17 protein-coding genes and 1 riboswitch are annotated in these 19,554 nt (G+C 47.8%); of the genes, 9 read left to right on the forward strand and 8 right to left on the reverse strand.

The window, feature by feature from the left end:
* Window positions 1-14 precede the first annotated feature (14 nt).
* Window positions 15-5,186, reverse strand: a complete 5,172-nt coding sequence (gene hpsA / locus QUA83_RS09440) for a hormogonium polysaccharide biosynthesis protein HpsA (protein ID WP_333292738.1) — start codon at window positions 5,184-5,186, stop codon at window positions 15-17.
* A 255-nt stretch (window positions 5,187-5,441) separates the two neighbouring features.
* On the opposite strand from hpsA, the gene QUA83_RS09445 reads away from it, so the two are divergent.
* The 5 genes from QUA83_RS09445 (at window position 5,442) to QUA83_RS09465 (ending at window position 8,988) form a co-directional block, all read left to right on the forward strand.
* Window positions 5,442-5,966, forward strand: a complete 525-nt coding sequence (locus QUA83_RS09445) for a hypothetical protein (protein ID WP_333292739.1) — start codon at window positions 5,442-5,444, stop codon at window positions 5,964-5,966.
* A gap of 164 nt (window positions 5,967-6,130) precedes the next feature.
* A complete protein-coding gene (locus QUA83_RS09450; protein WP_333292740.1) occupies window positions 6,131-6,895 on the forward strand; it encodes a sulfotransferase domain-containing protein in 765 nt (254 codons plus the stop codon).
* Between the two features lie 494 nt (window positions 6,896-7,389).
* Window positions 7,390-7,614 (forward strand): hypothetical protein, encoded by a 225-nt coding sequence (locus QUA83_RS09455; RefSeq protein WP_333292742.1) that lies wholly within the window; start codon window positions 7,390-7,392, stop codon window positions 7,612-7,614.
* A gap of 142 nt (window positions 7,615-7,756) precedes the next feature.
* Window positions 7,757-8,617, forward strand: coding sequence for a 3-deoxy-7-phosphoheptulonate synthase (aroF, locus tag QUA83_RS09460; protein WP_333292743.1), 861 nt, complete (start codon window positions 7,757-7,759; stop codon window positions 8,615-8,617).
* Between the two features lie 173 nt (window positions 8,618-8,790).
* The gene (locus QUA83_RS09465; RefSeq protein WP_333292744.1) at window positions 8,791-8,988 is read left to right on the forward strand and encodes a heavy-metal-associated domain-containing protein; all 198 of its coding nucleotides are present in this window, start codon (window positions 8,791-8,793) and stop codon (window positions 8,986-8,988) included.
* A 149-nt stretch (window positions 8,989-9,137) separates the two neighbouring features.
* On the opposite strand, the gene QUA83_RS09470 is transcribed toward QUA83_RS09465, so the two are convergent.
* Complete coding sequence (locus QUA83_RS09470; RefSeq protein ID WP_333292746.1) at window positions 9,138-9,548, reverse strand: metalloregulator ArsR/SmtB family transcription factor; 411 nt, start codon at window positions 9,546-9,548, stop codon at window positions 9,138-9,140.
* Window positions 9,549-9,694: 146 nt separating this feature from the next.
* Between QUA83_RS09470 and QUA83_RS09475 the strand changes: the two genes are divergently transcribed.
* Window positions 9,695-9,862, forward strand: a complete 168-nt coding sequence (locus QUA83_RS09475) for a metallothionein (RefSeq protein WP_333292748.1) — start codon at window positions 9,695-9,697, stop codon at window positions 9,860-9,862.
* A gap of 289 nt (window positions 9,863-10,151) precedes the next feature.
* Window positions 10,152-10,412: a DUF7219 family protein gene (locus tag QUA83_RS09480; protein WP_333037090.1), complete on the forward strand. Its 261-nt coding sequence runs from the start codon at window positions 10,152-10,154 to the stop codon at window positions 10,410-10,412.
* Between the two features lie 274 nt (window positions 10,413-10,686).
* Here the strand turns inward: QUA83_RS09480 and QUA83_RS09485 are convergent, their stop codons facing one another.
* Window positions 10,687-11,787 carry a metal ABC transporter solute-binding protein, Zn/Mn family gene (locus QUA83_RS09485; RefSeq protein ID WP_333292750.1) on the reverse strand — a complete coding sequence of 367 codons (1,101 nt, stop codon included), beginning with the start codon at window positions 11,785-11,787 and terminating at the stop codon, window positions 10,687-10,689.
* 66 nt (window positions 11,788-11,853) lie between these two features.
* Between QUA83_RS09485 and QUA83_RS09490 the strand changes: the two genes are divergently transcribed.
* Both QUA83_RS09490 and QUA83_RS09495 read left to right on the forward strand, forming a co-directional pair.
* On the forward strand, window positions 11,854-12,573 hold the full coding sequence (locus QUA83_RS09490) for a metal ABC transporter ATP-binding protein (protein WP_333292752.1): 720 nt from the start codon (window positions 11,854-11,856) through the stop codon (window positions 12,571-12,573).
* 353 nt (window positions 12,574-12,926) lie between these two features.
* The gene (locus tag QUA83_RS09495; RefSeq protein ID WP_333292753.1) at window positions 12,927-13,763 is read left to right on the forward strand and encodes a metal ABC transporter permease; all 837 of its coding nucleotides are present in this window, start codon (window positions 12,927-12,929) and stop codon (window positions 13,761-13,763) included.
* Between the two features lie 363 nt (window positions 13,764-14,126).
* On the opposite strand, the gene QUA83_RS09500 is transcribed toward QUA83_RS09495, so the two are convergent.
* The 5 genes from QUA83_RS09500 to QUA83_RS09520 all read right to left on the reverse strand — a co-directional run bounded on the left by QUA83_RS09500 (window position 14,127) and on the right by QUA83_RS09520 (window position 19,300).
* Window positions 14,127-14,807, reverse strand: coding sequence for a CADD family putative folate metabolism protein (locus tag QUA83_RS09500; RefSeq protein WP_333204863.1), 681 nt, complete (start codon window positions 14,805-14,807; stop codon window positions 14,127-14,129).
* A gap of 121 nt (window positions 14,808-14,928) precedes the next feature.
* A complete protein-coding gene (locus tag QUA83_RS09505; protein ID WP_333292754.1) occupies window positions 14,929-16,017 on the reverse strand; it encodes a WD40 repeat domain-containing protein in 1,089 nt (362 codons plus the stop codon).
* A gap of 417 nt (window positions 16,018-16,434) precedes the next feature.
* Window positions 16,435-17,406, reverse strand: coding sequence for a GTP-binding protein (locus QUA83_RS09510; RefSeq protein WP_333292755.1), 972 nt, complete (start codon window positions 17,404-17,406; stop codon window positions 16,435-16,437).
* 182 nt (window positions 17,407-17,588) lie between these two features.
* Window positions 17,589-18,623, reverse strand: a complete 1,035-nt coding sequence (gene cobW / locus QUA83_RS09515) for a cobalamin biosynthesis protein CobW (protein ID WP_333292757.1) — start codon at window positions 18,621-18,623, stop codon at window positions 17,589-17,591.
* A 266-nt stretch (window positions 18,624-18,889) separates the two neighbouring features.
* On the reverse strand, window positions 18,890-19,300 hold the full coding sequence (locus tag QUA83_RS09520; protein ID WP_333292758.1) for a DUF1636 domain-containing protein: 411 nt from the start codon (window positions 19,298-19,300) through the stop codon (window positions 18,890-18,892).
* Window positions 19,301-19,322: 22 nt separating this feature from the next.
* A riboswitch (cobalamin riboswitch) is annotated at window positions 19,323-19,469 on the reverse strand.
* Window positions 19,470-19,554 lie beyond the last annotated feature (85 nt).

Here is a 19,554-nt window from a genome sequence, read left to right on the forward strand (position 1 = left end):
TGCTCGGCCGAAAGTTACAGGTTTGGAGGACAAACTGCTGGGCGATTGGGATTGGTAGCAGGTATAGCAGGTAAGCCTGCGGTATCCTGCGGGTTCTGGGGAACGGTCGCACACATCAAAGTTTGTACCCACGGGTCATTTCGGGGAACTTCCCGGAAAAACTCATCCGGGGTAGACTGTGCCGGAGGAGTAGTGAACCTTTGGGTAAACAAGTCAGGCGACTGAGATACCAGGCCCACGTCATAACCCCAGTTCCTGACAGGAGCAGTAAAGAAGGGAATCCGACCCATACCATTGGCACCGGGGATGCTGCCGTTGGCAGTTCTATAGCCAGGCTGAGGAGGGGTAGGGGAATAATTGATGGCTGGAGCTGGTCCAGCTATGGGTAGGGGTGCAAGTGTCGGTGGCGCAAATAGGCTCAGCAACTGAGTGTTTGGATTTGTCTGTTGCGGAGCAGCCGGATCGAGAATCGGGAGGTAGGGTGCGGTGCTGTAGGCACTGCGGTTGAACTGAATAAAACTACCTTGAATGTTGCTGTTAATGGTACTCCAGTTCTCCAAAAACCGGGCCAAGTTTTGCAGGCCGCCGTTAAAGTCACCAACGTTGTTGCCTAATGCTCGGGAAGGAGTGTCGTTCGAGCCTACAATCAGGTTGAATGTTGTGCCTGCGGGCACGGGCAAAGCCTGCGGTATCCACCCAGTCGCTTGCACGGCCAGTCCACCTGTTGGTAAAGGAGCACTTCGAGCCCCTGCTAGTCCCACAGTTTGAGTTTGCAAGACTGGCATCAGCAGTGGCTGCGAACCCGAAGCTGGCGCGCCTGCTGCTGTTAAAACTGGTAGCACTGCACCCGTGCTGTCCATCAGGTTGCGGTTGAATACATACGGGAAATCGCCTGAACCGTAGGTTACGGGATTACCGCCAGCGGCTACCGTCGTTGCAAACCACAAAGAATTAGTTGATGTTGTCCTGGCTTGACCAGGAGCAGTAACAGCAATAACCTGGTTCTGGTTTACGGCACTAATTCCTAAAGGCACTGGATTAGGAAGGTTTGCCAGAGCGAAAGCTGTAGGAACTGTAGGAGAAGGAAGAGGAGGAGTATAGGTTCTTTGAAAGGCAACGCGGCGGGGGAAGCGCTGCAATTCTGGCGCTGGAGGAATAGCCGTTGTTCCTGCTGGATAAGGAGTGGCTGCGGCTGTTATGTTATCATTAACATTTGCCTTACCGAATAAGGGTGCGACCGTCGCCCGTGCTGGATCGACGTACCAGTCGCCATCTCCACAGGCAGAAACCGGCAGTTTTGTACACACTTCCATTACATACTCCGGGAACTGCCCGCGCCGCTGCACGGGGGTGACGAAGTTGTTGAAGTAAGAACTTCTAAGAGCGTTGGTATTCGCGTAGCTGGCATCTGTTAGTGTTGCCCCCGCTCCTAAAGGGCCACCAGTAGCAGAGAATGCGCCACTCGATAGTCCGTTGGTAACAAAGTTATTGGTGTAAAATCCTTGCTGTTTGCGGGGCAATACAGCAGCAGCACCGGCATTGTTTCTCAGGTCAAAATCACCCTCGTTGCGGAAGCCAAAACGGTAATTTGCCGAGAGTAGGGTGACTGCATCTGACAGTACGTTTGCGGGACGCCAAGCGTCGCCGATCGCACATCCGGTCACTCTGGGGTCGTTTTGGCGACAGGCAAAGTTTGGATTGAGGTTTTGGCGATCGTAGAAAGTAGTCCAATTAAGAGCCTGAGTAAACTCTTCTTGAGTGTGAAGGTTGAAATTTCCTTGAATATAGACTGGCAAATTAGATGCCAAAGTTAGTCCTTTTTCCTGTACCACGGCGGCGACACTAGGATTATTTCCTATGCCGGGGGTTCGAGCTAGCTGTGCACCGTTAACGAGCAGAATCCCGTTAGGCTTGCGGGTGGGGTCGAGTAGGGAGTCCGTAGGACTGACCGATGCGCTCCTTGCTTCATCTATGCTCGCGCCTCCTGTACCGGGTATGCGGGCGCTGCGATCGGGCAGCGCATCATCCCGGCTGGCATAGATAATCCCGGTGTTCGGCAGTAAATACTCTCCCGCTCCAATTTGGGTGCTCCGCAATACATTGAGGTCTATTTGAGTGGCGCGAATTTCTAAGGGTTCCCGTTCTTCTAAAGGCAGGTTGTAGTTTCCCGTTAGCTGCGCTGCTCGTGATGTTGGGCTAACATCTGTTAGCGGACTGCTGAGCGTAAAGGCTTCGTTAACGTTGGGGGTCTGCCAGTCATCGCGGTCTATCGCCTTAATTTCTCTAGCATTCAAAAATGCTACTTCTTTTATAGCCGCATTATTGCCAATATTGGGAATAAGTCCGGGAGCGGGAGCGGCACCCCCTAGAATTTGTAGAGCGCAATTAGTTGAGTCAATAGCCGCTGTTTGTGCCAAAGAGCGAGCGCCGGGGGCGGGGCCGCGTTCGAGAGCGTCTCTCAAAAGCGGGTTGACAAACCGACCGTCGGGGAAGACTAAGTTAGCTTGCTGTACTAAAGGACTATTTCCGGGGAACAAACCGTTTACGGGAGTCAAAGGACCGATCGCTCTACCGGCTAGTATTCCATTGATGCCATAGACTACTCCGTTGTTAGAGCCAACTTGAGTTCCGCGAACCCCTAATGCGGTGTCACCACTTACATCAGGAAGTCCAACTCGATTTCTGGCTGTAGAAGCCGTGCTGGGGTCGTAATAGCTGCTGATGCAGGCCAGCGGCGTTTCATTGAAAGTTCCCGCTCCCCCTGGCGCTGCCCCGTTTGCATAGTGATAAACTACTGTCGCCCGCATCCGCAAATCCCCCTTGGCATACTGGGGAGTAGTCCCATCGATCGCAGAACCTGCTGCTACCGCCAGTCCCGTTGGCGTTAGCCCTCCTGGCGGAAAAGGTGTCGCCGGCAGGGGTGCTCCGGGCCATTGAATCCAACCCACCGCGCCAGATGCAGGATTGTTGTTATACACCTGAGACCCTGGCCCCAGAGGCGACATCGGCATTGTATCGGGCCAGACAACAGGGTAAGCCTCAGCAGCAGGAGTTGTTGGGTCGTTGTAAGTATCAGCAGGGCTTGCTACTCCGCCTCTGGTCACACCAGTCACAGGATCTTGCCAACTGGGGGGTGGCAGAAAAGAATTGATGCGCTCGTAAACCCCTGCACCGGTGATGACGCGCAGACCACCATTGCCATCCAGGGGATTGACGGGTACTCGGGCAGCTTCACCTTCCCAGAAACCGCTGCGGTCGGTCGCTCCCACGTCACCCAGTTTTGTCACCCTGGGCGATCGGGTACGCTGCTGAGTGCTGCCCGTCCAGGTTACACCCACGTTTGCGGGCGTGTTGACCAATCTGCCATTGTTAGCAGCATCTCTGAGGGCTGGTAGGTTATTACCCACCAATACCCGATCGCCCAAGAGTGCTTCTTGGTCTGGCTGTGTTGAAGGGTCTGTTGCTGGTAGCTGGGTTGGTGTAAGTTGAATGTTGGTGTTAGCGTCCGCCGGAATGCTCCATACGTTGGGAGGTCGCAGATCGTCAGTACCTGCTCCTAGAAGAGGCAATGCCCCCGGTGTTTGTGGCGGCAGAGGTGGCGCCCAAGGAAGGCTGAAACCTTGAGTTGGGTCGTTTGTAGGTGCGGGAGGCGGTCCTACTTCAGCAAAAGGAACCTTCCGAAGTGTCTGTTTAAAATGTTCTTCCAGCGCTTGTTTGCGGGTTTGGGTGTCCGGTTTATTTCGCACCGAAAATGGGTCGTTTGCGGCTACCGGCTCAACATCTTCATCGGGAGGGTTTGGTCCCCTTGCTGCTGCTACAAGCATAGCGAGGCGAGCTGTATAGGCAGCATTGTTATAAAGTACCTGCAAGCTGTTATTGCCCGTAGCGGATTGATTTGCGGGGTTAATGGTTTGGGCCGCAGCTTGCATTGCTGCTGTTCTCCCGCCGGGTCCAGGAAGATTAGCAACTGTCCGAAAAAGATGTACGCCCACTGGATTAGTGGGTATGGTGCTGCCCGACCACCCGCTAACTACATTTCCTCCCACCGTAATTTTGCTATTCTCCTGGTTGTAAAAACAGGAAGCTGGGCTGCTGATTTGATACAGTTGTATACTATTTGGATTATTGACCCCTGATACCAACAAATTGCTATTTGTAAGTATACCCCCGTTTAGATTCAGCGGAGGTCCCGGCGAGATATCTAGATCGTCTTCATAAACTGCCGCGTTGTTGGCGAGGGGAATGCGGCTTTGGTCTTGCTGGTATTCAAGGGCCGAAATGCTGGTGGTGCCTTTAAAGGCTTGATACTCTGCACCTAGAGTACCAGCTTCTGCGGCTGTAATTGGTACATTAACCGTATAAACAAAAAAGCTCTTTTTCAGTAGACCGTCGTCGGTTTTGTACCAACCGAGGTTGCCGACCAAACTAGCAACTGTACCTCCACCCCTGGCACAGGCAGGGGTTGCATTCCCCGACATTGGTGGGGTTCTTGCTTCGATCGGTCTTCTCGGTCTTGTGAAGTCGCCTACAGTTGGGGCGACATTACTGCGTGCGGGGGTGCGGGAGAATATTCCGTAGAGAGTAAAAGTGTCAAATATTCCATCGTTATCGGTATCGACTGGATATCTCCAAGCAGTATTTATAGCTTCATTTTCTAAATTTGTTGCGGGGTCAATAATAATTGAATTTCGAGGATTGTCTGACGGATTTGCGCCATTTGCAGGAACACTAAGATCGGCTCTAAGTATCAGCCGTCGCTCGTCCCCAAATGTGTAAAGATCCGGACCAGGTGTAGCGTTGGCCAGCCTGCTGTATAAATTTTCATCGGATGGAGTCGCCGTCGGTCTTTGCGGGTCTTCGTACAACAGGAAATTTATTTTCGCTTTTGCCCGATCGAGCGCGGGAGTGGCGGCAGCCAGCACCTGCTGGTTCACGCGCACGTTACGCGCCGTATTAGCCCGATCGAACGATCGTAGCGTAATCGCCACAGTCAACAAAATCACTACCAGCAACACCATCGTCACCGTCGGCAGCACAAACCCCGCCACCGGCAGTCTCGCCCTCCGGCCCATAGCCATCAGGGTTTGCAGCATTGCTCTCATCAGCCGCTTCGCCCCGGATCTGGTAACACCAGCAATCCGCCGCAGCAGGGATACGATAACTTTGGATAATTTGCTCTTAAACATTGACGCCTTCCTGAATAATTTCAGAGATGGTATTGCTGGTAGTTACTGCTCGACAGTACAATCCCATCTTTATTGTTCCCATTTTTTGCAACTTGCATATCAGCCTCTTGCACAAATTTTAATCTGTACTTTGGCTGAAAAATAAAACCCACAAACCCGCAACCAAAATCGCCGTCGCTAATATATTTTTCAGCGAAAAATTTGCGCCGCATGAATTAGATCTTCCTAACTCCACTCTAATCGAGTTAAATTGAAATGTCAGTGGCCAGAGCGAGAGTGAATTTGATCGCCCCAAAACAGCGATTGCGATCGTATCCGAGGTATTACCTAGCCCACCCCGGCAGGCATTGTTTGTCTAGGCTCAGTTTCAACCACCGGAATCTAGAATGTAGAGAGAGCGATCGAATTGTGGTTAAGCCCCTAAGTGCGATCAAATCTAAATTGGGCGATCGAATTTCTGTCATGCCCCCAAGTGCGATCGAATTGTCGTCATGCCCCCAAGTGCGCTCGAATTTTCGTCATGCCCCCAAGTGCGCTCGAATTGCCGTCATGCCCCCAAGTGCGATCGAATTGCCGTCATGCCCCCAAGTGCGATCGAATTGCCGTCATGCCCCCAAGTGCGATCGAATTTTCGTCATGCCCCCAAGTGCGATCGAATTTTCGTCATGCCCCCAAGTGCGATCGAATTTTTGTAATGCCCCCAAGTGCGATCGAATTCCCGTCATGCCCCCCAACCCGCCGGGGGTTAAAAACCCCCGTCTCATAGCTAAAGTCCTCTAAAGAGGACTAATCAAATATTAAGATATTAGATATATAAATACATCTTCAGTCCTTTTCAAAGGACTTGCGCTATGAGACGGGGTTTTTAACCCCCGGCGGACAATCGGTACAAATGCCAAATCCCACACTGTCAGTACAACTGCAAAATATAAAACATACAACCCATGAAACAAACTCCCAAACCCCCCGACTTCATCATCATCGGCGCCCAAAAAGGCGGCACAACATCGCTTTACGCCTATCTCACCCAACATCCCCAAATCGCCCATGCCACCGAAAAAGAAGTACATTATTTTGACTTAAAGTTCGACAAAGGCCCAGACTGGTACTATGCCCAATTTCCCCTACCCAAAAACAGCCCCAAAAAAATCACCGGAGAAGCCAGTCCTTACTACATATTTCACCCCCACGTTCCCCAGCGAATTTATGATTTATGTCCCAAAGTTAAAATCATCGCCCTGCTGAGAAACCCAGTCGATCGCGCTATTTCCCACTACTATCATTATATCAGAATAAAATACGAAACACTCTCATTAGAAGACGCGATCGCCGCCGAACCCGAAAGACTAAAAGGCGAAATGGAAAAACTCCTAGCCAACCCCAAATACTATAGTTACGAACACCAACACCACAGCTATCTAAGCCGTGGCATTTACGCCGATCAACTCCCAGCCTGGATGAAACTTTTTCCCAAATCACAAATCTCAATCATCAAAAGCGAAGACTTGTATAGCAACCCAGCCAAAATCCTCAACACCGTCCTCGAATTTTTAGACTTACCCCCCCACCAACTACAAACCTACGGAAAGCTCAACTCCAACGAATATCCGCCCATCAGCGACACAGTATACGAGCAATTAAGAGCATATTTTCGATCGCACAACCAAAGACTAGCCGAATTGTGCGATCGAGACTTCGGCTGGGATTAACATCATTGTAGGGAAACCGCAACGCCCATTGGTTTCAACTTAAGGTAAAACCCATACTCCGGCAGTCCGGCAGGGAATTCATTCCCTGCCTCAAAGTTAAAGTCCTCGCTATGAGGACTAATGAGTTGAAAAATCTTCTCCTGAGTCCTCTTCAGAGGACTTTTGCTATTAGACAGGGAATTCATTCCCTGGCGGAGTCGCGGAGTCGCGGACTGGCAGATAGTCGGCTTAAGTGGATGACACCAATGGCCATTGCCGTTTCCCTACATTAACGGGTTCCCAGGCTGAGCCTGGGAACCCCTATCTAGAGGCTCTGCCTCGCTCTTGAAAATCGAGGCAGAGCCTCCGGCTCTGCGTTACCAGGCAGAGCCTAGTAACGAGTAATACCAAAAAACGACAACCGCGCCGAGTTAAACGGCATTGCCGTTTCCATACATTTTGCAAAAAAATGCTTGACATTCCTACCAGTCTGTGCTAGCTTGTCAAATAGTATTGTGTTTAACCCACAAATCGCAGCACTTCAGCTATGTTCACAGCCAAGTTCACAGCCAACAGCTATTTTTATTTTTGGTACAGCCAAGTTCGCCCGGAGTGAATTGGTAATTCACTGTGAACATCCGGGCGAACCGCAGACTAACACCTGCGGTTTTGTTTTTTCTACTTCTTTTCCCAACAACCAATCGAGTACAAGCGAAAACGGCAATGACATTATTCAGTAACTGGTACTACAGCTTTTATTTTTGGCCCAACCAAAGTTCTGGGTAAATTGTCGCGCTGTCTTTTCGCACCAACCCGGAACTCTTAAAAGTTCCGGGTTTTTTGTTGTCAACCACCCACTTAATTTTCCAGGAAAATTCCCTCATGTTAGAAGCCAAACTCGTAACCAAATCTCATCCCGAACACCAAACAATTGTCAAACTCTCAGAAACAGTCTCAGTCGGTGGCCAAGAATTACTAATCATCGGCGGCCCCTGTACCGTCGAAAGTTCTGCACAAATGGAAACAGTCGCCCGCCAACTATCCGCCGCCTCCGTGCAAGCTTTGCGAGGCGGAGTCTACAAACCTCGCACATCTCCCTATGCTTTCCAAGGCATGGGAATTGAGGGACTAGAAATTTTAGCCGATGTCAGCCGGCGTTACGGTTTACCCGTCGTGACAGAGGTAATGTCGATCGCCCAAATCGATCCTGTTGTCACCTATGCTGATATGCTGCAACTAGGCAGTCGGAATATGCAAAACTTCGAGTTACTAAAGGCGATCGGTCAAGCCGGAAAACCAGTCCTCCTAAAACGCGGCTTATCAGCCACAATCGAAGAATTTGTGATGGCCGCCGAATACATTCTCAGTCACGGAAATCCTCATGTAGTTCTCTGCGAAAGAGGCATCCGCAGCTTCGACAATTACACCCGGAATGTATTAGATTTAGGTGCAGTTGTAGCGCTCAAACAGTTAACTCATTTGCCAGTAATAGTAGACCCTTCTCACGCCGTCGGCAAGCGAGAATTAGTCGCACCACTAGCCAAAGCAGCGGTTGCTTGCGGTGCAGACGGATTAATTATTGAGTGTCACCCGCAACCGGAAAAATCCGTTTCTGACGCGCGGCAAGCTCTTTCTTTGGCAGATATGGTTGATTTAGTTGTTAGTTTGCGCCCTGTAGCCGCCGCCGTTGGCCGCTGCATACCCGATATTAATGTGCATTCACAGGTATTAAGTTTGAAGTGATATTAGTGGGAAATCATCTATAACTTTTAACGTCAAACTCTACAGTCGGTTTTAACCGAATTGAGCTTTGAGGCAGGGGTTTAAGCCCCTGCCGGAATCGGGGAAAGCGCGTGTTTCACGAATTTAGATTAAAATAAAAAATAATACTGTCATCTACGAAAATTTGCTTAATTATGGCAATACTACTTAACGTTCCCTCGATCGTCTGCTCCGGCTGCGGTGATACAATTACCAAAGCCATCAAAACTGTTGAATCCGATGCTACTGTCAATGTGGATGTCGCAGCTAAGACTGTTACAGTAGAAGCTAAAGCTTCGGAAGAGTCAATTAAACAGGCGGTTGTTGCTACCGGCCACACCGTCGAAGATTGATATTGAGTTTGGTGAGGGCGGATTTACGAGATTATTGGTCTTAGGCTGAAATTATTGGTAAAAGCCGCCCCTACAGAATTTTAAATTGATTACCAATGCCCAATGCCCAATGCCCAATGCCCAATGCCCAATGCCCAATGCCCAAAAGCTTAATCTGCTTCGTCTAAGTGTTCGGCGACGGCTTGGTAAAGTTCAAAAACGTGGCGATCAAGTAAACTATAAAAAACTTGTCTCCCAACCTTGCGGTAACTTACCAACCGCATCGCCCGCAATGCCCGCAACTGGTGCGATACTGCTGACTCGCTCATACTCAACGCCGCAGCCAAGTCACACACGCACAGTTCTTGTTTGGCCAAAACCGACAGCAGCCGCAGCCGATTCGCATCTCCCAAAAGACTGAAAAACTCAGCCATGCGCTGAGCTTTTGCTGTGTTGAGAACCTGTGTTTGGATGTCCCCGGCCCGTACACTGTCAACTAAGTGCGGTCGATCGCACATTGGTGTATCGTTTTGTTGGTGAGGCTGACTTATCGCTCCATTAACACCAGAGTTGGGTGACATCTTTTCCCGGCTAATTTTAATTCTCATTTTCATTTTAGTGCGATCGGCAAACCTTTTGTAACAAAACTTTTACATTCCCTTGACTAATATCTGAATATGTGTTCAGATATTAGTAGAGACAAACAACCCCACCAGGAGAAACTCAAATGACTACCGCCACCCAAACAAAATGTGCCTGTCCTTCATGTTCGTGCGTTGTCAGCCCCACCGAAGCCATTGAAAAAGACGGCAAAACATACTGTTCCAGTGCTTGCGCTGACGGGCACCCCAACGGCCAAGGCTGCGGCCACGCCGGCTGCGAGTGCCACAAATAAATATTCGGCTTCAGAAAAGGTTAATCACCAACTGCCAAATATATCTTAAGGGAGATGCGAACAGCGCATTTCCCATTTTTTTTGCTTTTAGGTTAAAGAAAAGTTAAAATAAAGCTAACTTAAGGTTAAGACTGCATTAATAGACTAAATACAGAGCGAAAAAGCACAATTGCTACTTACGCAATACAATAGAAGCAAGTTAGCGCCGCGATACTGAGTACAAATAGTGCTATTAACAGCAGAGACCGAACCAAAAGTTGAATACCAAAAGTTTAATTAGGAGGGGGCAATGAAAGAGCGGGAAGATTTTTTACATCCTCGCAATCGCTACTACGGTGATTTCACGCCAGAAAACTTGGCGTTTAATGCCAACTTGCAGGAGTTTGCTCAAAAAATAACTTATATTTGCTCACTGGAAACAGGGGGGAAAATTAGTGCCGAGAAAGCCTATAAAGATATTAAGATGCTTTGGAAAGACCTAAAATCCTCTAAGAAGCAATTGGGAATTGGTCAAAAACCCCCCAGTACCGAGGAGCCAAATTCACCTTAAAATCAATCGATTTTAGATTTTAGATTTTAGATTTTAGATTGAAGCATTGACCCCACGGATAAATTCGGGGGCTCCTTTATCGGATACAGGTTTTTTATTTCTGGGTCCTGAGTCTGCTTTCGGAATGAATCCGGGGGCTTGTATCCTTGATGCTTTCGGTCATCTCAGCAAACGCAGCGTTTGCAATCGAAAACCCCTGCGATTGCGAGCGCTGCTTTTTGCTGCGTACCCAGCAAATGTAAGGTGCTTGCTAGTAGGCGAACTTGAGAAAATTCTATGGTTTGGGATTTGGTGCAGTTTCTCCTGCAAAAGAAGTACAATTGCCACCGAGGCCAGAAATAATCGCGCAAGTATTAGTTTTCAGCATTCCGTGATATGTATCAGCACCCGTGCCGGGGCCGCCCAACTCGTCGCTGTAAAGTTCCTTGTCCCAAATTTTGACATTTGCCTCCCTCGCCACAGTTTCCATCAACTTCGGATTAGTTGTAGTTTCCGCAAAAATTGTCGGCACTCCTGCAGTCTTAATTTCTGAGGACAATTCGGCAATTCTGGCGGCGGTGGGCTGTTCCTCTGTCGTCACACCCTGCAAAGCTCCAGCCATCTCCAAACCGTAAGCATCGGCATAGTAACTCAGAGCATCATGAGTTGTTACTAACTTCCGTTTTTCGGCGGGAATAGTCGCAATCTGAGCTTTAATCCAAGTATCTATTTTTTGCAACTCATCTGTTAAGCTGGCTGCATTTTTTGTAAAAAGTTGAGCATTGGCGGGGGAAACTTTGATCAATTCATCCCGAATTGTTTCTACCATACGGATGCCATTTTGAGGGTTATGCCAAACGTGAGGGTCAGGGACTTTTTCGCCTTCTGCATGGGGTTCGTTTTCCGCTTTCTCTTCGCCGTGTTCGTGCTCGTCTTTGCCCATCAGCGGTTTGGGAACTGCGAGTTCGTGTACGGCGATTTTGGGTGCGGAATTACTACTGGATTGAATTAACTTAATGATGGTGGGTTCGTGGTTGTAGCCGCCGTATAAAATCAGATTTGCTGTTTCAATCGCTTTGCGGTCTTCCGGCTTGGTTTGATAGGCGTGGGGGTCGTCTCCCGGCTTGATTAGACAGGTAGTGTCGATCGAACTTTGAGCGATTTCTTTAGTTAGGTTGCAGATAACGCCAGTCGTAGCCACGACTTTGGGCAAGTTGGCGGCGGGACTGGCTTGAGTTTGAGTCGCGGCCGGACTCTCTGGCACTCCATTGCTGGCGTTCTGTCCTCCAGTGCACCCAACCAGCCCGCAGCCAATTGCCAAAACAGCCGCACCGCACAATCTGCCGCTTTTTCCAGCCCAGTTCTTTAACATTTTCACCTTTGGAACGATAATCATTATTGCTTTTTCGAGTTATCCTATTGTAGTAGCTACGAACAAGAATCGTTCTCAAAAGTTTGAATTATGTTAGAAGTGCAAGACTTAGCTGTTAATTATCGAGGAATCTCGGCCCTCAACAGCGTGAATTTCCAGTTAGATCCCGGACAATTAACGGGTGTGTTCGGCCCCAACGGCGCGGGGAAAAGCACGATGGTGAAAGCGATGCTGGGATTGATCCCGGCCTGTCGGGGTTTGGTGAAATATCAGGGGCGGTTGTTGAAGCAGCAGTTATCGCGGGTGGCTTATGTGCCGCAGCGATCGCAAATTGACTGGGATTATCCGATTACGGTGTGGAATGCGGTGATGATGGCGCGAACCGTCCAGACTGGTTGGTTTCGCAGTCCCTCGAAGCAGTCGCAAGAATTGGTGAAAGCTGCTTTGCTGCGGGTGGGAATGTGGGATTTGCGCGATCGGCAAATTGGCGAACTGTCTGGCGGACAGCAGCAGCGGATTTTCTTAGCAAGGTCGATCGCCCAACAAGCCGATTTATTCTTCTTCGACGAACCTTTTAACGCGATCGACAAAGCAACCGAAGAAATTATTTTCGATATTTTTGCCGAACTAAAAGCAGAAAATAAAACATTGCTAGTAATCAGCCACGATTTAGGCGAAACTTTAAAACAGTACGACAATTTATTATTACTCAACAAGCAGTTAATTGCGGCTGGTTCCTGCCGGGAAGTCCTCACCGCCGCCAATATTCAAAAAGCCTATGGATACGATTTAAGTTTAGTTTCAGCGTAAGCCAAAAAAGATTGATCTTTAAAATTGATAGTGGCACGGGCATCCCGCCTGTGCAATTGATAGTGGCACGGGCGTCCCGCCTGTGCAATTGATAGTGGCACGGGCATCCCGCCTGTGCAATTGATAGTGGCACGGGCGTCCCGCCTGTGCAGTTGATAGTGGCACGGGCGTCCCGCCTGTGCAGTTGATTGCGGTTGAAAAAATCCTATTATTAACCTAAGTAGGAAGGTGCAAATAAACAGAAGTATGTAACAAAAAGTAAAGCGAGCTAAAACCCTCTTCCCTTCTGCCTTCTGCCTCCTGCCTTCTGCCTTCTCTCAACGATAAATTTTCGTGCCTATCTACTTAATTCAATGTTAAACCTACTAATTGAGCCGCTAAAATTCGAGTTTATGCGAAATGCGATCGGCGTCGGCATTTTGCTAGGAATTCTCTGCGCCGTTGTCGGCTCCTATTTAATTGTACAGCAAATGGGAATGATGGTTGACATGATTGCCCATTCAGTATTAGCAGGATTGCCCGTAGCTTTTTCTTTAGGTTTCAATATTTCGATCGGCGCCTTTATATCGGGAATTATCAGCGCCGTGATTATGGCGTGGATTCAATCGCAATCACGCCTAAAGATTGATGCAGTCATGGCATTAATTTTATCTACATTTTTAGCAATTAGCGTCACCTTGATTAGCCTGTTGCGGACTACCAAATTAGACCTAGACGGGTTTTTGTTTGGGAATATCTTGTCAGTTGCCCCTGCTGACGTGCAGCAGACTTTTGTCATTACTTTGATTATTTTGGCGACGGTTAAAATGTTTTATAAAGAACTGCTATTTTATACTTTTGACCCCCTGGGAGCGCAAGCGTCGGGTTTGCCTGTAAACTGGATTTATTTCGGGATGATTTCGGCGATTACGCTGACCATTGTTGCGAGTTTGCAAACTGTGGGAGCGCTGTTAGTAATTTCGCTATTAATCGGGCCGGGAATAACGGCGTATTTGTTGGTAAAAGAGCTACATTTAATGATGGGATTAGGAGCCATTCTTGGGATTACAGCTAGCGTGAGTGGTATGTATCTCAGCTATTATTTGAATATGCCATCGGGTGCGGCAATTGTATTAGTTGTTTTTGGGTTATTTTTAGTTGCTTTGCTGTTCAGTCCCACTCAAGGCATTTTGACAAGAAAGAGAGGATAACACTCCTGGATGCAGACACTCTATTTGTTGTGGTTTTTTTACGCTTGCTTACGCAAAAAGTTTCCTGTAGGGACACAGCATTACCCACGGAGTGTCAACTTAAGGTACAACCCATAGTCCGGCAGTCCGGCAGGGGTTGAAACCCCTGCCTCAAAGCGAAAGTCTTCTTAAGAGGACTGAAGAAAAGAATTTTCAACTCATTAGTCCTCATAGCGAGGACTTTAGCTATTAGACAGGGAATTCATTCCCTGGCGGACTGACGGGCTGACTGGCAGAATTTCAGTTTAAGTTGACACCAATGGGCACGGTGCCGTGTCCCTACAAGGGCTACATATAAAGGTGCTGCGTCCTGGACTGGCTTACTTACTTAGCTTGACAATAAGCTTCGTAAACGCCGTCAAGCAGTAAGTTGATAGCAAAAGTTGCTTTCTCGGTGGCTAACAGCGCTTCCTGTTTTGCTTCTTCAGTTTGGCAAAGTTCTAACAGCGCTTCGCGGGTGGCTTCCGAGTGGAACTCGTCGGCTTTTTCGTGAACTTTAAAGAAAGACAAAGCTGCTTCGGAATCGATGCCGTAAAATTCCTTCAAACCAGCTATTTTGGTTGTAGAAACTTCGGGAATTTGCGCTTCGTAAGCGTAAAGGGCTGCTAAACCTGTGACGGGCGATTCGCTGCGCGCTAAGTCTTTGAGAATACGAACAGATTCGCTAGTTTTTTCTAAGTGTTCGTGATCGATAACGGCATTTCTGTCTAAACCCAAACCTTCGGCAAAGCGCAGCCACAGTTCAGGGTGATTAGCAGCGCCTCTCTCTTCTTCTATCAAGTTTTCGAGGAGCATTTGACGAATTTTGATGTCGTCACAGGCGGCGTGCGTAGCGCTGACGTAGGTGGGGAAGTTGTGGACTTGCAGATAGTATTCTTTGGCGTACTCTTGCAGCATTGCGAGGTCGAGTTTACCTTCGTTCCACATTTGGTAGAACGGGTGTTTCAGCAGGTGGTTTTGGTCTAGAATCGTGTTGAGTTGTTCGAGAAATTGCTGTTGGGTCATAATTGTCGATCGCCTTGGAGGATAGTTCAGCCACTAAAATGGTATTGTAATCTAGCATTTTGTCAAGACCAAGTTTTCAATTTTTATGTTTTGGTCAAACTGGTGCGCCCGCTGTGCGAACTTAGGGCCCCCCGAAGCCTTTGCCGCGCATAGACTTTGACCAAACTAGCAATTCGCCTCCACAGCCGCCGGCCGCGAGAAACTGGCCTTCGGGATGCCATGCGAGACAGGAAAAACCGCCCTCTGCACCTTTGAGAATTTGCAGCAATTGTTCTGCTTCATACCACAAACAAACTTGACCGTCTGCCGCTGCGGAAGCTAATAAAAATGTGCTAGGTTGAAAGGCGATCGCATTTACCACATTTTCATGCACCTCTAACGCCCAAGAATCCCAACCGACTCTTTCATCAGCGTCTCTTTCCCAGACAGAAATACCTTGAGAACTCGAAGCAGCTAACAAAGGTGCACCCAAAGAATTAGTTTTATCCGACCAAGCTAACTGCCGAACTTTCCCCGGAAAACCCTGCATTACCCACGGTTCAAAATTTCCCCATTCATTAACAATGAGAGTATTGTCCATATTGCCACAAGCTAAATATTCTCCTTGTGGCGACCAAGCAATTGCACCGGTTGCAGAGGGTACTGATAAAACTTCCGGGTCTTCGTCCCAGTCTTCGCCATGCCAAACTTTGACACCTTGATAGCCGCTAACTGCCAGATATTGAACCATCGGATGCCATGCTAAATCGAGGATAGATGATGACTCAAAATTCAGCGTTACTTCAACAACATTATCCTCAGCATTCCATACTTGAACGTAGCGCCCCATACTGAAAGCTAACTGGTTGCAGTTGGGACTCCAAGCTAACTTATCAACCCAGACGCGCTGGTTGTCCAAATCAGCAATTAATTCCCCAGAATTAACGCGCCAAATTCGCACTTTTCCATCTTGTCCGCCAGCAGCTAGGAATTGACTGTCGCGGGAAAAAGACAAGCAATCGGCTGATTTACCCGTGGCAGTTTGTAGCGTTTGCAAGGACAATTCATTCACTGCCCCTACTGCCGCCAGCATCACTTCGCCCGCAGCGGAACAGACTGCTAAAGTTGTGCCATCCGGCGACCAAGTAACAGCAGTTACGTAGTCAGACAGCATTTCTTTAGCGTGAAATTGCAGGGTTAGTTCACTTTTATTTGTCTTTTTGTTACCCATATTTATTTAATCTGAGATGTTGCACTCTTCTTAAGAACGGGCAAGATGCCCGTGCCACAAAAGATGAATTTTATTCTTGTGGAACAGGCATCTTGCCTGTTCCATTCCACAAGAGATAAATTTTATTCTTGTGGAACAGGCATCTTGCCTGTTCCATTCCACAAGAGATAAATTTTATTCTTGTGGAACAGGCATCTTGCCTGTTCCATTCCACGGGCAAGATGCCCGTGCCACAAGAGATAAATTTTATTCTTGTGGAACAGGCAAGATGCCTGTTCCATTCCACAAGAAATAAATTTTATTCTTGTGGAACAGGCATCTTGCCTGTTCCATTCCACAAGAAATAAATTTTATTCTTGTGGAACAGGCATCTTGCCTGTTCCTAAAAGGCTTATTCAAAATGCTTCAATAGGTCAATTAAACCAGACATTTACGAAAATCCTCTCGCAATTGATTTTCGTTTAAATTCCGACCTATGAATACAAGCTCATTTTTCGGAGTTTCGGTAGCTTTCCAAGGTCTATCCGGTCGGCCATCGAACAGCATATGCACTCCTTGAAAAACAAATCGCTTGTTGTCTCCGGCGACATTTAAAATGCCTTTTGTCCGAAAGATATTCGGGCCTTGAGTTCGCAACAATTCCTCAATCCAATCGCTAAATTTGTTGCCGTCAATGGCGCCGGATTCGACTATTGCTACCGAAGTTACTGTTTCGTCGTGTTCGTGAGTGTGTTCGCCCAAAAAGTCGGGTTCTATTTCTAATGCCCGGTTTAAATCAAATGCTTTGACGCCCAACAAAGCATCCATTGTTAATTCAGCGTTGCGGGTGCGGTAAATTTTTGCCATTGCATTCATGGCGCGAATTCGGTTTTCTAATTCTGCCAATTCTTCCTCAGTCACCAAATCAGTTTTGTTGAGCAAAACTACATCAGCAAATGCAATTTGTTCTTGAGCTTCGTCTGCGTCCCAGTGCTGCCAGATGTGCTTGGCATCTACTACAGTGACAACTGCATCTAGCAGTAATTGATCCCGCATATCTTCGTCTACAAAAAATGTTTGAATTACGGGTGCGGGGTCGGCTAAACCTGTGGTTTCGATGACTATGTGATCGAATTTGTCTCGCCGCTTCATTAAGTTACCGATAATCCGAATTAAATCACCTCGCACTGTACAGCAAATGCAGCCGTTGTTCATCTCAAAAATTTCTTCATCGGCATCAATTATCAGTTGATTGTCGATGCCTACTTCGCCGAATTCGTTGACGATGACTGCAACTTTTTTGCCGTGTTCCTGTGTTAAAATTCGGTTGAGCAGCGTGGTTTTGCCTGCACCCAGATAACCCGTGAGAACGGTAACAGGAACTGATTCGATCGCCCCAGCAGTCACCATACTTGACCTCGATTATTGTACAATGATAACCATTATCGCTATTTTACACCAGACTTGGTGGCAGTGACCCCAATATTAAATAATGTTAATAAATTGTTCGTGAGAGCTTGTCGGGGCGAGTTTTACCAATAATATTTGCTGCAATTCAAAATATCGATCGACCCGCCCCTCTCAGATGACAATTAGTTGTTAATCATAGCTGCAATTCGATCGCGCTCTAACTCTCGACCAATCAGCACTAATTTGGTTTGGCGGAGTTCGGAAGGTTGCCAAGGACGATCGTAGAAATATTCTATGCGCGATCCGACACCTTGCAACACCATCCTCATCGGTTTCTTGGGAACCGCCACAAACCCTTTAATCCGATAGATTTCCTCCTGCTGCATCAAGGATTGCAGTTTTTTCACCAAAGCTTCAGGTTCAAATTCGCGATCGGCAATAAAGAAAGTCGAGTTAATATCATCATCGTGCTCGTGTTCCTCCTCAGTATCGTGGTGACTCGGACGAGACTCCAAATCATCCTCAACCGCCGCATTAAATCCCATTAGCACATCGGGGTTAATTTCGCCACCTTTGCAAGGCACAATTTTTACACTCGGACGCAACTCTTGCTGCAACCAGCTTTGGACTTTCTGGTGAGTTTCCGCATCTACGCGATCGACCTTCGTTAAAAGTACCATATCGGCACAGGCTAACTGGTCTTCAAACAATTCCTCGATCGGAGTTTCGTGATCTAAACTAGAATCAGCTTGTCGCTGTGCCGTCAAAGCATCGATATCGCCGACAAAAGTACCGCTAGCAATAGCTTCGCAATCGACCACAGCAACAACACCGTCTACAGTAGCACCCGTGCGAATTTCTGGCCAGCGAAAAGCTTGAATCAAAGGTTTAGGAAGTGCGAGTCCAGAAGTCTCAATTAAGATACAATCAATTTGTTCTCTGCGCTTCAACAATTCCTGCATAGTCGGCAAGAATTCCTCTTGAACAGTGCAGCAAAGACAACCATTTGTTAGTTCAACAATATTGCTGCTGACATTTTCTTCTTCATCGCAAACTTGGCAATCGCGCAGCAGTTCTCCGTCAATTCCGATTTCGCCAAATTCGTTAACCAGAACAGCAATGCGGCGACCTTGATTATTTTGCAATAAGTGGCGAATTAAGGTAGTTTTGCCGCTACCAAGAAAACCAGTGATGACAGTAACAGGAATTTTGTGCATTGATAATTTTGTTGTTGTAGTGTGATTGAATATCTTTCAATTTTGGGTCATGCAATTGCGGACAGAAAACTCGTTAAACCGACAGTCCGGCAGGGGTTTAAACCCCTGCCTCAAAGCGAAAGTCCTCTCAAGAGGACTAATGAGTTTAAATTTTTTATTCTCAGTCCTCTTTAGAGGACTTTCGCTATTAGCCAGGGACTTAAGTCCCTGGCGGATTGGTGGTCTTAGTTATCACCAATGGGCAGAGCATGGTAACGAGAAAGGCTCTAATTTGCCAGTGGTGGAATCTTTGCTAAAACACCTTTTTTCAGAGCTTGAGGACGCTCAGACCAAGGCAACAAACCGTCCGGTTTAGCATAGTATTGACCCGCGCATTCGAGTACAGCCTCGACGCTTGCCGACTCATTTGCTGGTAAATCACCAAACAGATAAGTGTACTTTCCAACAGCAGCAAAAGACACCGCACAAGAGTGACTGCAAGCACTCATGCACTCAACCTCTTGAATCTCAAACTTATCAGAAAACTCCCAATTTTTAGCGAGTTGCGACAAATTTTCCATAAATTGTTGGCCGCCGCTTTTACCTTCGCGCTTGCCGTTTTTCCAAACACTAGCGCAAGCAGTGCAAACAAATAGACTGTGCTTTGTGCGTACAGCCGTGTTAATTCCATCCATCATCCGTACCTCGCAGATGCGTTCAAAAGTGAGTTAGATATCGGCGGGCATTCTGACTTGAGAAACCACAACGGTTTCATTACAGTTGCGGGACAGCGCCGGACTTGCACCGAACTTTCCCCGTTTCCTCTAACGGCTGCTCCCCGCTAGAACCGATCGCGAAATCACATCATACCGCACTTGCCGCATTTTTGGAAAAAAGTTATGTTGGTAATGTCGATCCATCAAAAAAAAATAACTCTTTGTGGAACAGGCAT

This window comes from Microcoleus sp. K1-B1, from assembly GCF_036704705.1.
Lineage (GTDB): Bacteria > Cyanobacteriota > Cyanobacteriia > Cyanobacteriales > Microcoleaceae > Microcoleus.

Excerpts from the sequence above, each read along its gene's own strand:
- QUA83_RS09470 (WP_333292746.1), bottom strand. The coding sequence starts at position 9,548 with ATGTCACCCAACTCTGGTGTTAATGGAGCGATAAGTCAGCCTCACCAA.
- QUA83_RS09500 (WP_333204863.1), bottom strand. The coding sequence starts at position 14,807 with ATGACCCAACAGCAATTTCTCGAACAACTCAACACGATTCTAGACCAA.
- QUA83_RS09490 (WP_333292752.1), top strand. The coding sequence starts at position 11,854 with ATGTTAGAAGTGCAAGACTTAGCTGTTAATTATCGAGGAATCTCGGCC.
- QUA83_RS09495 (WP_333292753.1), top strand. The coding sequence starts at position 12,927 with ATGTTAAACCTACTAATTGAGCCGCTAAAATTCGAGTTTATGCGAAAT.
- cobW (WP_333292757.1), bottom strand. The coding sequence starts at position 18,623 with ATGCACAAAATTCCTGTTACTGTCATCACTGGTTTTCTTGGTAGCGGC.
- QUA83_RS09485 (WP_333292750.1), bottom strand. The coding sequence starts at position 11,787 with ATGATTATCGTTCCAAAGGTGAAAATGTTAAAGAACTGGGCTGGAAAA.
- QUA83_RS09445 (WP_333292739.1), top strand. The coding sequence starts at position 5,442 with ATGTCAGTGGCCAGAGCGAGAGTGAATTTGATCGCCCCAAAACAGCGA.
- QUA83_RS09505 (WP_333292754.1), bottom strand. The coding sequence starts at position 16,017 with ATGGGTAACAAAAAGACAAATAAAAGTGAACTAACCCTGCAATTTCAC.
- QUA83_RS09480 (WP_333037090.1), top strand. The coding sequence starts at position 10,152 with ATGAAAGAGCGGGAAGATTTTTTACATCCTCGCAATCGCTACTACGGT.
- QUA83_RS09510 (WP_333292755.1), bottom strand. The coding sequence starts at position 17,406 with ATGGTGACTGCTGGGGCGATCGAATCAGTTCCTGTTACCGTTCTCACG.
- QUA83_RS09450 (WP_333292740.1), top strand. The coding sequence starts at position 6,131 with ATGAAACAAACTCCCAAACCCCCCGACTTCATCATCATCGGCGCCCAA.
- QUA83_RS09475 (WP_333292748.1), top strand. The coding sequence starts at position 9,695 with ATGACTACCGCCACCCAAACAAAATGTGCCTGTCCTTCATGTTCGTGC.
- QUA83_RS09520 (WP_333292758.1), bottom strand. The coding sequence starts at position 19,300 with ATGATGGATGGAATTAACACGGCTGTACGCACAAAGCACAGTCTATTT.
- QUA83_RS09465 (WP_333292744.1), top strand. The coding sequence starts at position 8,791 with ATGGCAATACTACTTAACGTTCCCTCGATCGTCTGCTCCGGCTGCGGT.
- hpsA (WP_333292738.1), bottom strand. The coding sequence starts at position 5,186 with ATGTTTAAGAGCAAATTATCCAAAGTTATCGTATCCCTGCTGCGGCGG.
- aroF (WP_333292743.1), top strand. The coding sequence starts at position 7,757 with ATGTTAGAAGCCAAACTCGTAACCAAATCTCATCCCGAACACCAAACA.